The 12,267-nt window shown below is 28.7% G+C and carries 15 protein-coding genes; 5 read left to right on the forward strand and 10 right to left on the reverse strand.

The window, feature by feature from the left end:
• The first annotated feature begins 153 nt into the window (after positions 1 to 153).
• On the forward strand, positions 154 to 816 hold the full coding sequence (locus tag ACI48Q_RS16410; protein ID WP_474920217.1) for a metal ABC transporter ATP-binding protein: 663 nt from the start codon (positions 154 to 156) through the stop codon (positions 814 to 816).
• A 9-nt stretch (positions 817 to 825) separates the two neighbouring features.
• Positions 826 to 1,623: a metal ABC transporter permease gene (locus ACI48Q_RS16415; RefSeq protein WP_474920218.1), complete on the forward strand. Its 798-nt coding sequence runs from the start codon at positions 826 to 828 to the stop codon at positions 1,621 to 1,623.
• A 54-nt stretch (positions 1,624 to 1,677) separates the two neighbouring features.
• On the opposite strand, the gene ACI48Q_RS16420 is transcribed toward ACI48Q_RS16415, so the two are convergent.
• Entirely contained in the window at positions 1,678 to 1,815 is a 138-nt protein-coding gene (locus ACI48Q_RS16420) for a clostri-philic family protein (protein WP_474920219.1), read from the reverse strand.
• Positions 1,816 to 1,976: 161 nt separating this feature from the next.
• On the opposite strand from ACI48Q_RS16420, the gene uvsE reads away from it, so the two are divergent.
• Positions 1,977 to 3,218, forward strand: coding sequence for a UV DNA damage repair endonuclease UvsE (gene uvsE / locus ACI48Q_RS16425; RefSeq protein ID WP_474920220.1), 1,242 nt, complete (start codon positions 1,977 to 1,979; stop codon positions 3,216 to 3,218).
• A 95-nt stretch (positions 3,219 to 3,313) separates the two neighbouring features.
• Here uvsE and add read toward each other — a convergent pair whose 3' ends face one another.
• The 4 genes from add to ACI48Q_RS16445 all read right to left on the reverse strand — a co-directional run bounded on the left by add (position 3,314) and on the right by ACI48Q_RS16445 (position 7,215).
• Positions 3,314 to 4,309, reverse strand: coding sequence for an adenosine deaminase (add, locus tag ACI48Q_RS16430; protein ID WP_474920221.1), 996 nt, complete (start codon positions 4,307 to 4,309; stop codon positions 3,314 to 3,316).
• 72 nt (positions 4,310 to 4,381) lie between these two features.
• Entirely contained in the window at positions 4,382 to 5,047 is a 666-nt protein-coding gene (gene trmB / locus ACI48Q_RS16435) for a tRNA (guanosine(46)-N7)-methyltransferase TrmB (RefSeq protein WP_474920222.1), read from the reverse strand.
• A 32-nt stretch (positions 5,048 to 5,079) separates the two neighbouring features.
• Positions 5,080 to 5,736, reverse strand: coding sequence for a site-2 protease family protein (locus ACI48Q_RS16440; protein WP_474920223.1), 657 nt, complete (start codon positions 5,734 to 5,736; stop codon positions 5,080 to 5,082).
• 102 nt (positions 5,737 to 5,838) lie between these two features.
• Complete coding sequence (locus ACI48Q_RS16445; protein WP_474920224.1) at positions 5,839 to 7,215, reverse strand: PhoH family protein; 1,377 nt, start codon at positions 7,213 to 7,215, stop codon at positions 5,839 to 5,841.
• Between the two features lie 201 nt (positions 7,216 to 7,416).
• Here ACI48Q_RS16445 and perR point away from each other — a divergent pair, with 201 nt between their 5' ends.
• Both perR and ACI48Q_RS16455 read left to right on the forward strand, forming a co-directional pair.
• The gene (perR, locus tag ACI48Q_RS16450) at positions 7,417 to 7,851 is read left to right on the forward strand and encodes a transcriptional regulator PerR (RefSeq protein ID WP_474920225.1); all 435 of its coding nucleotides are present in this window, start codon (positions 7,417 to 7,419) and stop codon (positions 7,849 to 7,851) included.
• Between the two features lie 108 nt (positions 7,852 to 7,959).
• Positions 7,960 to 8,895 carry a hypothetical protein gene (locus tag ACI48Q_RS16455; protein ID WP_474920226.1) on the forward strand — a complete coding sequence of 312 codons (936 nt, stop codon included), beginning with the start codon at positions 7,960 to 7,962 and terminating at the stop codon, positions 8,893 to 8,895.
• A 265-nt stretch (positions 8,896 to 9,160) separates the two neighbouring features.
• Here the strand turns inward: ACI48Q_RS16455 and ACI48Q_RS16460 are convergent, their stop codons facing one another.
• From ACI48Q_RS16460 to yihA, 5 genes are all read right to left on the reverse strand, one after another.
• Positions 9,161 to 10,021 (reverse strand): hypothetical protein, encoded by an 861-nt coding sequence (locus ACI48Q_RS16460; protein ID WP_474920227.1) that lies wholly within the window; start codon positions 10,019 to 10,021, stop codon positions 9,161 to 9,163.
• Positions 10,022 to 10,173: 152 nt separating this feature from the next.
• Positions 10,174 to 10,404 carry a hypothetical protein gene (locus ACI48Q_RS16465; protein WP_474920228.1) on the reverse strand — a complete coding sequence of 77 codons (231 nt, stop codon included), beginning with the start codon at positions 10,402 to 10,404 and terminating at the stop codon, positions 10,174 to 10,176.
• A 64-nt stretch (positions 10,405 to 10,468) separates the two neighbouring features.
• The gene (locus ACI48Q_RS16470) at positions 10,469 to 10,828 is read right to left on the reverse strand and encodes a hypothetical protein (protein WP_474920229.1); all 360 of its coding nucleotides are present in this window, start codon (positions 10,826 to 10,828) and stop codon (positions 10,469 to 10,471) included.
• Positions 10,829 to 10,933: 105 nt separating this feature from the next.
• Positions 10,934 to 11,410, reverse strand: a complete 477-nt coding sequence (locus ACI48Q_RS16475) for a hypothetical protein (protein WP_474920230.1) — start codon at positions 11,408 to 11,410, stop codon at positions 10,934 to 10,936.
• A 199-nt stretch (positions 11,411 to 11,609) separates the two neighbouring features.
• Positions 11,610 to 12,200, reverse strand: coding sequence for a ribosome biogenesis GTP-binding protein YihA/YsxC (yihA, locus tag ACI48Q_RS16480; protein WP_474920231.1), 591 nt, complete (start codon positions 12,198 to 12,200; stop codon positions 11,610 to 11,612).
• Between the last annotated feature and the right edge of the window lie 67 nt (positions 12,201 to 12,267).

Raw genomic sequence — 12,267 nt, forward strand, 5'->3', positions numbered from 1 at the left:
GCAAATAATTCGCAATTAGCTATAATTAATTATATACTCATATTTACATATTGTCACATTAAATAATTATTATTCACATAATTATTTTAATTTGTAATTATAAAATTTGTAATTTTTGGCAATACTTACATGTAGTCGAAAGGAGATTTATTCATGATCAAAGTTAATAATATATTTTTTTCCTATGATAATTCAAAAAATTTTATTATAGAAGATTTAAGTATACATATCCCTAAAGGAAGCTATGTAAACATAATAGGCTCAAATGGTAGTTGTAAAACTACATTAATAAAATTAATATTAAATCTATTAACTCCACAAAAAGGGTCTATACATATTGATGCTAATTATGTATCCTATGTACCACAAAAAAATGATACCTTTAATTCCTCTTTTCCAATAACCGTTGGTGAAATTCTAAATACTCATAGAAAGGTTCTAAAAATAAAGGAAGTTGATGTTATTGACAAGGCTTTGAAAAAGGTTGACATGCTAAGTTATAAAGATTTCCTTATAGGTAATTTGTCTGGAGGGCAGCAACAAAAAATATTTATTGCAAGAGCTCTTTTAATGAATAGTGATCTTCTAATATTGGATGAGCCCTCTACAGCTCTAGATGCAGCAAGTATAAGTGATGTATACGAAACTCTAAAAAAACTGAACTTAAATAATAACGTCACTATTCTATCTGTAGAGCATGATTTAGATAAATGCTTAGATAACGCTACTCATATATTAAAAATGGAAAATAATTCAGGTAGTTTATATACTACACAAGAGTACTTAAATACTATTTGTACTACTTGTAAAAGATAGGTGGAAATTATGCTTCAATATGAATTTATGAAAAATGCTTTTGCTGCTGGTATTCTTATTTCTATTCTTTGTCCTATGGTAGGAGTTTTTTTAGTTTTAAGAAGACATGCAATGATTGGCGATACTCTTGCTCATTCTTCTTTTGCTGGAGTGGCTCTAGGTTTAGTTATAGGAATAAATCCTATAATATGTGCTTTTATATTTACCACTGTATGTGCCTTTACTATTGAATACTTAAGAACTTATTATAATAAATATTCTGAACTAATACTCTCAATAATACTAACTTTCAGTGTAGGTGTGGGCATCACTCTTATTAGTAGCGGTAAAACTTCTACTAGTGTAAATAGTTTCTTATTTGGTAGTATTCTAACAGTAACCAAAAGTGACCTTTTAATTATGGTTATTTTAAGCTTATTATCTTTAATAGTTTTATTTTTTCTATATGATAAGCTACTCTATATTACCTTTAATGAAGAAGGTGCTAAAATATGTGGAATTAATGTTAAATTGATAAATTATATCTTTTCACTTATGGTTGGAGCTACTATATCTGTATCCATAAGAATTATGGGTATATTAGTAATGTCTTCAATGATTGCTCTTCCAGTTGCAACAGCTCTTCAATTTAAAAAAGGATTTAAATCTACCTTAATGCTTTCCATGCTCTTTGGATTTTTAGATATCATGGTTGGATTGATTGGCTCATATTTTTTAAACTGCGCACCTGGTGGAACTATTGCCCTAACTTCAATTATAATACTTATTATCACCATTATAGTTAATAGTTCTCACAAAATTAAATAAGTAATTTATTGAATAAGTTTAGATGATTTTGAAATCATCTAAACTTATTTTATTCTACTCTATTGGATTTCCTTGAAAATCACTATACTCATTTTTATTTTGCTTTGTGCCTCTATTGTCTTGATGATCTTTTAATTTATGTCTTCTTTTTCCCTTTTGCGTAGATTGATTTTCTTTATTTTGCTTTTCCATATAATTTCTCCTTATAATATATTTTATATTATTTTCTTCTCTATGAGAATTTTAATGTATGGAATGTATTGGAATTTTCATTTTCTATTAGTATATTCCATATAAATTCGAAAATAATAATAGAGTAAGTAAATTTAACTTTATATAGGAGGAAATTTTTTATGCAACGCAAAATAGGATATGCATGTACTCCTGTTACTATTCCTTATAGGACATCTAGAAGCTTTATTATGAAAAATTTTAATGAGGAAAAATTTTATAACATAGTAGAAGAAAACTTAGATGATCTATATAAAATTCTTCATTGGAATTATGAGCATGAAATATATATGTTTAGAATTAGTTCTGATATAATTCCTTTTGGAAGCCATGAAATCAATAATATTAAATGGTGGATTCATTTTAAAGATAAACTATATGAAATTGGTAAATATATTGTGACTAACAATATTAGAGTATCTATGCACCCTGGGCAATATTCTGTATTAAATTCGCCAAAAAATAATGTAGTTACTAGAGCTATATCTGATATAGAGTATCATTGCAGATTTCTAGATAGCCTTAATATTGATTATACTCATAAAATAGTCTTGCATGTTGGTGGTGTATATGAAGATAAATTTGCATCTATAGAAAGATTTATCTCAAACTTTAACAGATTGTCTATGTCTGCAAAAAAAAGATTAATATTAGAAAATGACGAAAAAAATTATAACGTAGAAGAAGTTTTATCCATATGCAAACAAATAACCATTCCTTGTGTTTTTGATAACTTACACCATGAAATTAACAGAAGTTCACTTTCTTTAAATGTATTGATGAACAACGTGAAAGCTACTTGGAAAAAGGAAGATGGCAATATGAAAATTCACTATTCTGACGAAGATACTTCAAAAAGAAGTGGTGCACATGCTATCTTTATAAATTCTGAAATATTTCTTTGGTGGTATAATTTTTTACAACCATATAATGCTGATATGATGCTAGAAATAAAGGATAAGGAGCTTTCAGCCATTAAAGCAACAAATTTGATTAAATATGAAAATAAACTTTCTTTAAAACATGAGGTATGGAACAAATATAAATACTTAGTATTAGAAAAAAATATAGATTTGTATAATCAATGTGAAATTTTATCAAGACACTATGGTTCCATAATAGAATTATATAAGCTTATTGAAACTGCTTTATCCTTGCCTTATAATGAAGCCTCTTTCAAAGATAGTATAAAAGAACTATGGGTGATATTAAACCCTCATTGTACTATAAAAGAGAAGAGAAACTTTAATATACTCTTTGAAGAAAGCAATTTAAATATAATAAAATTAAAAACTTATTTAAAAAAATTATGTGTTAAATATAAAATTGAAAAGCTGTTGACCACTTATTATTTCTTCTATTAAGTAAATAATAGCCTCTTACTATAACCACATAAAGATTATAATAAAAGGCCATTGTTTGCTTAAATATTAAGTTCTTATATATCAATAATTATTGATTATTTAAATAGTTGTTTTAGAGCTAATTTATCTGCCTCTTCTAAAAATGAAGCCTCAACTGAATTATAGTATATTTCTTTATAATCCATTCTTGTAATTTCGTTAAAATTATATATGTTTTCATATTCATTAGTCATATTAGTTTGAGATACTGTTCTATTGTCAGTATTAAATCCAATTTTTATTCCATCTTTGTGATATTTATATATTGGATGATTCTCAAAGGTATCAATTATTTTTGTCTGTAGATTACTAGTAGGACACATTTCTAAAAATACACCTTTTTCCTTAACTAAGTCATAAGCCACTTTGTAATCCTTTATTGATACTCCATGACCAATTCTTTCAGCCTTAAGAAGTTCTATTGCATCATATACATTTTCCCCAAATCCAGTCTCTCCTGCATGAATAGTTACTCTGTAGCCATATTCTCTAGCAAGAGCTATAGGCTCAATAAAATCCTGAGCAAAGCCTTTATCTTCAGCTCCACAAAGGTCTATTGCCACTACCCCTTTTCCTAAAAATATTTTTCCTGCCTCTACTACTTGAAAAACACTTTCTACTCCCATATGTTTTAAGCAAGAGAGTATTAAGTTTCCTTTTATATTAAATTCCTCTTCACCTTTCTTTATTCCATCTAGAACACTTGCTATTACTTCTTCTAAAGTTAACCCTCTTTCCACATGAAGCGGTGGAGCAAATCTTATTTCTATATATTTAACGTTTTCTTTAGCGGCATCTTCCATTAATTCATAAGCAACTCTTTTTAAGCTTGCTTTACTTTGTAAAACTTGTACTGGAATTTTAAAACGACTTAAATAATCTACTAATGAATGACAATCTATGGGTGCTGCAATTAATTCTTTCATATCTTCTACGCAATAAGTTGGTAGTGAAATATTTTCTTCTTTTGCTATATCTATTATTGTTTCAGCCCTTAAACTACCATCTAAGTGACAATGTAATTCAATCTTTGGTAAACTTCTAAAATCCATCTATAATTTCCCCCTTTGTTATAGTTTTAAAACTTTTTATATAAAAAGCACTTAGTAATATATGCTAAATAATTATCTTTCCTTTAATTTGGCTGCAAGAAACATAGTTTTCATTCCCAGTGTAGTAAATTTTGCTTCATACTCTGTAACTACATTATCTTTAAAACCACTATTATGTAAATCATAAGTTAAAAATTCTATTTCAAAACCACTTTCTTTAAAGTATCCTATGGAATCTTCAAAAAGTTCTTTATTATCTGTCTTGAACCATATTTCTCCGTCTATTTTTAAGAAATTTTTATAGTCCTTTAAAAATTTTGTATATGTAAGCCTTCTCTTATTATGCCTTTCCTTAGGCCAAGGATTACAAAAATTTATATAAATTTTGCTTATTTCATCTTGTGAAAATACGTTCTCTATCAGCATAATATTTAGTGGCATTAATCTAATATTGATATTTTTATCTAATATACTTTCTTCCTTAAAAGCATCCTTTACTTTTCTTAATGCATATACAAGTACTTCATCCTTTAGATCTATTCCTATAAAATTTATATTTCTATGTTTTTTTCCTCTAGTAGCTATATGTCCACCCATTCCACATCCTAGTTCTAAATGTATAGGATTTTTATTTCCAAACTCTTCGTTCCATTTTCCACAGTGGTCATACTGATCTAACACTACTATATCACTGGCTTCCATCTCAGGCCTAGCCCAATGTTTTTTTCTTAAGCGCATATATTTTTCTCCTTAATAAATGTTATTGCTAATTATAAAATCAAAAATTTAGCTATTGTTAGAAATAAATTATATAATAAGCTTCCTGGAACTCCAACAATCCAAGTTAATATAGAAGTTCCTCCTATTATAGGCAATATTAATATTAAAAATATAACAAATTGATATTGATATATTTTTGTCGCGTACTTATAAAACTTTTCTGGAAATAAATCTTTTATTATATTAAAACCATCAAAACCTGGTATAGGTAATAACCATAAGAAAAACCATATACAGTTTAAAGTTGCAATGTTCTTAACAATTGTAGCTATAATAATACTCAAATCACTATTTCCCGGGAAAAATCTTATTATTACCATAAGTAACAAAGATGCTATAAAGCCAATAAATAAACTAGTTAACATTCCCACTAAGTTAACCTTTAAATCATCTTTATAATAATTTTTAAAAGCCCTAGGATCTGTTTCTATGGGTTTAGCCCACCCAAACCCTACAAATAGGATCATAATAAATCCAATAGGGTCTATATGATTCAGTGGATTTAATGTAAGTCTTCCTTGAATTCTTGGCGTCTCATCTCCTAGTTTCACCGCAACTCTAGCTTGGGCATATTGTCTAAAAGTAAACGCTATTAGTATTGCTGGTATTAGTAATATTTTTGCTAATAACTTTTCTTGAAAGTCCAAAACTTCATTCCCCCTCCAATATTACTCCTAGTATATCATATTTCATAAATTTTTAAATACTAAATTAATTAAATTTTAAAAAGGCCCTAGAGCCTTTTTAAGTTAAAGTCTTTGTGATGCTTCATAAGCCAATGGCGACCTCTCACACTCATCATATTTCAAGGTAACCTGGTAACAAAGATTACTTCCTTTCATTTTTTCTGAAGCATAGCATAATCCATTAGATCTAGAATCCATAAACGGATGATCTATTTGCTCTGGATCTCCTATTAATATCAACTTAGTTCCATTACCAACTCTTGTAGTTATAGCCTTTATTTGCTTTGGTGTTAAATTTTGAGCTTCATCTATTATTACCCAACATTTTACTATGGATCTTCCTCTTAAATAGGCAATGGCTTCTGTGGTTATGATTCGTCTATCAAATATCTCTTTAATTTTATCTTGAAGCTCCCCTTCATTTTTATATCTTTCCTTTTCATCTGAATCTACTAGTATCTCTAAATTATCAAATATTGGTCTCATAAAAGGTGCTATTTTTTCCTCTTCTGTTCCCGGTAAAAATCCTATTTCCTCATCCATAGTTACATTAGGTCGACAAACTAAAATCCTTCTATACTGACCGTCATTCTCTTCAAGTATCCTTTGAAGTCCAACAGCTAAAGAAAATAACGTTTTCGCTGTACCAGCTGGACCTTTAATAAGTGCTAATGGTGCTCTAGCGGCATTAGTACATAAACACTCTAACATAAATCTCTGACCTGCATTTCTAGTACTTAATCCTAAAGGCTTTGTATCACGATAGTAAAGTGGTACTACATTCTTACCATCAAAACGCCCTAATGCTGTCTGTTTAGGATTTTCTAGAGCTATTAGGGTAACAAATTCATTAATAAATAGTTCTGGTGCAAAATATTCATCTTTCTCTTCATCATAACTTAGTAAATCCTCTTTTGATAAAACTTTCTGGCTATAAAATTCAGATATTTTATCAGCAGAAACATAAACTTCAATTCTTCCAGTATATTGGTCACTATTTTCTGGCACTACCTTCTCATAAAAATCTTCACTTCTAATATTAACAATATCTGCTTTTATTCTTTCAAAAGTATCTTTAGTTATTAATATAACTTCTTCTCCTTTATCTTTTAAAGCTTTACATACCTGCAAAATTCTATTATCAGCTTTACTTTTATCCCAGATTGGCGGCATATCAGTATCGTAGTGATTTGTTTCTACTCTTAAATTCCCTCCACCAGGAAGAGATACCCCATCCTTTAAGTTGCCTTTTTTTCTTAACCCATCAATAATTCTTGATGCTTGTCGAGCATTAACCCCTAATTCTGTTTTGTCTTTTTTAAAGTCATCAAGCTCCTCTAATACTACTTCTGGTATAACTACATCATTATCACCAAAAGATAATATAGCTCCTGACGAGTAAAGTATAACGTTGGTATCTAGCACATAGATTTTTTTCAATGCACTTCTCCTCCTCTCCTATATTACTAATATATGAAATCCATCTCAGTATTTGCTTAAAATCCTTTAATTAAATTAATAAATTTTATTAATTTATTAATTACTACATAAAAATCTTTGACAACGGATAATTTTTATTATATAATAATTAATAATAAAGGTATTGTAATAAAAAATAATCTAAGATTTAGAGGTATAAATATGGATAGTAACTTTACACAAGTATTTAAAGAAAAAAAGTTAAAATTAACTCCGCAACGTATAGCTGTATATAAGTACCTTAAATCTACTTGTGAGCATCCATCTGCTGAAACTATATATAAGGCTCTTCATGAGGATTATCCAACTATGAGTCTTGCTACTGTTTATAAAACCTTAAAGGTATTAGTAGATGTAAATTTGATACAAGAAATAAATGTAGGTGAGGGTAATTTCAGATATGATGGAAAACCTAATGCTCACCCGCATATTAGCTGTATACTTTGCTCTAAGGTAGACGATATAGAAAGTATTAAATTTGATGCTTTAAATGATTCAGTAAAGGATTATACAGATTATTCTGTCCTTTCTAATCAAATATATTTTTATGGTATTTGTCCAAGGTGCAAGGCAGAAAGCAAAGCTATAGAAAATTAAATATTCGCATATAAAAGTGTTAAAGATATTTTTTCTTTAACACTTTTATTTTATTTTTTATAATTTATCTATTCATTACTACATATAATTTAGTGAGGTGATTATATTATGAGTGGATTTAATCCTAAAAATAATAAAATTTATTATATACTTTTTACTATACTCACAGGAATTTGTTTTTTCACATTATTTACTTCATTTCACTCTAATCCTTCAATGGAAGTTTTTAGTGTAATAGCTAATGATAATATAATTAAAGACGATTTAAATGGGGACGGAAAAAAAGATTCTATATTTGTAAAAAATAATAAGGAAAAACTATTAGTTGAAATTAATCTAAACGAAAGTGTTAGCCATAGCCTAAACTATAATCATTCTCTTGAAACATTAGGTGAATTCTTACCCTATTGGCCCTCACGTATAACCACATTTGATGTATCAAGAGACAATCATAAAGAGATATTTATTCAAAGCTCTTTCCATAACAAGAATATTCAGCATATGTTCTATTGGAATGGTGATAGCTATAAAGATGTTTTTTGTAATGAAAATAACATACTAGGAATCACTGATATGTCAAATAACAGAACTCCTATAATTATTTCAGGCAATCTGCTGAATGGAAAAATCGATATGAAAAATTATATATTTTCTAATGAAACTTTACGTGAATTTAAAACTACTAATGATAATAATTATTTAGGATTTAACTCTATAAGCTACTTCATTGATCTTATAGAGAACTTTCCAAATAATAATCTTATAGTCCCTGAATATTTTCATCATTCCCTAAGTGGAACCCATATTGAAAGTCTATATAAACTATCTAATCAAAAGTCTTCTTTTAAATTCCAGGATGGATTCTTTAAAGATTTAAGTACTAATAGTAAGGGAGATTCTCATCAAGTTAATTGGATTTTGAGCTTTAGGTCTACAGAAATTTCAAATACATCAATTACTAAAAATTTAGTTTTCGACATAATCTTAACTAAGACTAATGATGCTTCTTTTAAATATAAAGTAACCTCTTTAAAGTATTATTAGTACTTATATTCAATTTCATAAAAAATGGGACCTTACGGTCCCAAGGGGGATGGGGGGTTTCCACTAAACATGTTTAGTGGTTATGGAGATTTTAACTCCCATTACGTTATTATTATTGACCACTTCTAAATTTTTATACACCACTTTAAAAATAAAAATTTAATTATTAAAGTAAAAGAAGCCCTATTAAACATATATTATAGCTATGCTAATTATATCTTTCTAATAGGATTCTTTTTTAATATAAAGATATTTTTTTAAAACTTTATTTCTTTAAAAATCTCTCTAATAGCTTGATTTTTTTGGGATCAATTAATCTAACTAAAATGCCAACTAAATCCCTCAATTCTTCTTCAGTTAATTTACCATTTCTATTAAATATGTTCTCTTCTATTATATTATCTTCATCTACATCTTTAATCTCAACTTCTTCATCAAAAACATCACTGTTTATTAAATTCCCTATGTCTAAATTATTAAAATCTATATTGCTAAAATCTATATTATTCATGTTATTCAGTATTGCATTAAAATCTAAATTAGCCAATATATTTTCTAAATTTTCTTCCTCCTTAGAATTCCTATTATTATTCTGATTGTTTTCTCTATCGTTCAAAATACCATTAAGTATTTTTTGGAACTCTCTTACATCTTCCTCTTTAAATGGTGATTTCGTATTTTCAACATTATTCTTACTTGTATTATTTCCATTATTCCCTTGTAATGTTTTTAATAAATCATTAATATTAAATCCTGATCCATTGCTACTTCCTTGAGTATTCCCTCCTAATAAAGAGGATAATAATGATAGCATGTCATTAGGGTTATTTGAACTTCCATTTCCCCCACTGCCAAGTCCTAGAGATGATAGCAGTCCTAAAATTCCATCTAACCCTCCTCCCATACCTCCTAACATGTTAGCTAGTGGATTCATGTTACCCATTGGATTCATATTTCCCATTTGATTCATATTTCCCATTTGATTCATATTCTGCATGTTATTCGGACCTTGCATTTGATTCATATTTTGCATGTTATTAGGTCCTTGCATTTGATTCATATTACCATTAAATTGTGATTGATCCTCCATTTCCCTCTGTCTTCTTCTATGTCTATGTTTGCTCATCTAACCACCTCTCCATACATATAACTTTTAAAAAAGCAATCCATGATTGACATGGACTGCTAAAGTTCTTATCTTTCTTTAAACCCCCCTAATATTGGGCAATGGTTTACTTAAGCTCTCTTATCTTCTGTTGTTATGAAATTATTTTATTATTAGCAACAACATCTATTACATCCTTGATTGAAAGGTGATATGAAGTTTCTTCCAAATCTATTACACCCACATATCAAAAATAAGAATAATAATGTTAGCGCAGTTTTTGCATTTGGATTACATTCTGTATCTAACAAATTTAAATTCTTAAATATAACTATTATCAAAAGAATTATACATGGTTGAAAACATCCTGTATTCCCGAATCCATTGTTTCCAAATCCACACATGTTTATATCCTCCCAACTTATTGTTTTAGCTTAATTACTTAATATCTTTAGTTATAATTTTATTTTAGCTGCAGCAAACTTTTATATTTCTACATTTGCATTTTTCTTCTTTGCACTTACATTTGCATTTGCATTTGCAACAGCATCCACAATTACATCCGCAATTGCTTCCACCCCTATTGTCACAGCAACGGCTATTTTGTGGTAAGAAGTTGTTATTAAATCCTCCCCTACATCCGCATAACCAGAATAAGAATAATAGGGTCAGTGCATTTCTGGATTCTTTTCCACCATCTAATAATCCTTGATTAGATAATATTAGTATTACTAGCAATGCTGTACATGGCTGAAAACATCCTGTATTTCCAAATCCAAAATTTCCAAATCCAAAATTTCCACATCTATTGTTTCCACATCCACACATGTTTATATCCTCCATTTTTCTATATATTTTCTTAGCTTTTTAATTTCGATGCAGTATTTATCAATTCATATTTCTTAAGTTATTGATTAATTTAGCTTTTAGTTTTTAGCAGCTCTTTCTATTTAATGCAAAAATTATAAATATAATGATCCACCAGCATCCACCAAATCCACATCCAGAGCCAAATCCGCCGCCAAATCCGCCACCAAATCCAGGGCCAAAATTATTTCCACAAATGTTACTTAAGCAACATGGATCTATTTGTACACAAAGAACTTCTTCACTTTTCTTACGTTTACCACAGCAGCAGCAGCAATCATCTCCGCATCCGCATCCACATCCACATCCGCCTCCACATCCGCCTCTTCCAAAGTTATTTCCAAAGCAACGGTTTCCAAATCCTCCGAAGCCTCCAAAGCCTCCAGAGCCTCTTCCACAACAACAGAATATTATAATTAGGAATACCCATATTAATATTCTATTCCTACCTCCTGAACATGATGATGAAAGTGGTGCAGCTCCATCTTCACTAGAGGTATTCATACTACCTAGTAAGTTTAATAAGTTTGAATAGTTTTCCATTTGATTTCCTCCTTATATCAATTTTTTATACTCTTTTGTATATTACATAGTATGATTACATATTCATTTTGACACTGTGATTTTTTTAAATTTTCTTAGGTTTTAAATATTTAAGTTATATTACATCATATGTATATACGATAAAATTGGCACAAAAAAATCTAAGGAATTTATAATAAAATTCCTTAGATTTTTAAATTTAAATTATCTCTATACCTTTAAACATCTCTTCCAACAGTTCTTCTTTACCTTCTTTTTTAAGGGATGAAAAGAAAACTATATTATCTTCTTTTGAAAGCTTTAGGGTTTCTCTTATAACTTTAACACTTTTTTGAAGCTCGTTCTTAGTAAGTTTATCCTTTTTAGTTGCCACCACAATTACTTCATATCCATAATGTTTTATCCAGTCATACATTAATATATCATCACCAGTTGGCTTATGTCTACAATCTACTAATAGTGCCACTTTTTTCAACTGGGGTCTATTAATTAGGTACATTTCCATCATTTTTCCCCAATTTGCCTTTTCACTTTTAGATACCTTAGCATATCCATATCCAGGTAAATCTACAAAATAAAATTCATTATTTATTGTAAAAAAATTAATAAGCCTAGTTTTCCCTGGTGTACCACTAACCTTAACTAACTTTCTTCTATTGGTTAAAGTATTAATAAGTGAGGATTTTCCCACATTAGATCTTCCTACAAATGCAATTTCTATCCTATTATCCGTGGGGTATTGCTCTGGTTTTACTGCTGATATCTTAAATTCTGCTTGTTTAATTTCCATTTTTCATCTCTCCAATCAAGTAATTCTTCGCTTCAAATACAGTTTTATATTCATATAGCTCTTCAAA

This window comes from Clostridium sp. LXY-7, from assembly GCF_056172015.1.

Bases quoted from the DNA above. Each gene is read 5' to 3' on its own strand.
- ACI48Q_RS16420 (WP_474920219.1), bottom strand. From the start codon at position 1,815: ATGGAAAAGCAAAATAAAGAAAATCAATCTACGCAAAAGGGAAAAAGA.
- ACI48Q_RS16470 (WP_474920229.1), bottom strand. From the start codon at position 10,828: ATGTGTGGATGTGGAAACAATAGATGTGGAAATTTTGGATTTGGAAAT.
- yihA (WP_474920231.1), bottom strand. From the start codon at position 12,200: ATGGAAATTAAACAAGCAGAATTTAAGATATCAGCAGTAAAACCAGAG.
- uvsE (WP_474920220.1), top strand. From the start codon at position 1,977: ATGCAACGCAAAATAGGATATGCATGTACTCCTGTTACTATTCCTTAT.
- perR (WP_474920225.1), top strand. From the start codon at position 7,417: ATGGATAGTAACTTTACACAAGTATTTAAAGAAAAAAAGTTAAAATTA.
- ACI48Q_RS16415 (WP_474920218.1), top strand. From the start codon at position 826: ATGCTTCAATATGAATTTATGAAAAATGCTTTTGCTGCTGGTATTCTT.
- add (WP_474920221.1), bottom strand. From the start codon at position 4,309: ATGGATTTTAGAAGTTTACCAAAGATTGAATTACATTGTCACTTAGAT.
- ACI48Q_RS16460 (WP_474920227.1), bottom strand. From the start codon at position 10,021: ATGAGCAAACATAGACATAGAAGAAGACAGAGGGAAATGGAGGATCAA.
- ACI48Q_RS16410 (WP_474920217.1), top strand. From the start codon at position 154: ATGATCAAAGTTAATAATATATTTTTTTCCTATGATAATTCAAAAAAT.
- trmB (WP_474920222.1), bottom strand. From the start codon at position 5,047: ATGCGCTTAAGAAAAAAACATTGGGCTAGGCCTGAGATGGAAGCCAGT.
- ACI48Q_RS16465 (WP_474920228.1), bottom strand. From the start codon at position 10,404: ATGTGTGGATTTGGAAACAATGGATTCGGGAATACAGGATGTTTTCAA.
- ACI48Q_RS16455 (WP_474920226.1), top strand. From the start codon at position 7,960: ATGAGTGGATTTAATCCTAAAAATAATAAAATTTATTATATACTTTTT.
- ACI48Q_RS16475 (WP_474920230.1), bottom strand. From the start codon at position 11,410: ATGGAAAACTATTCAAACTTATTAAACTTACTAGGTAGTATGAATACC.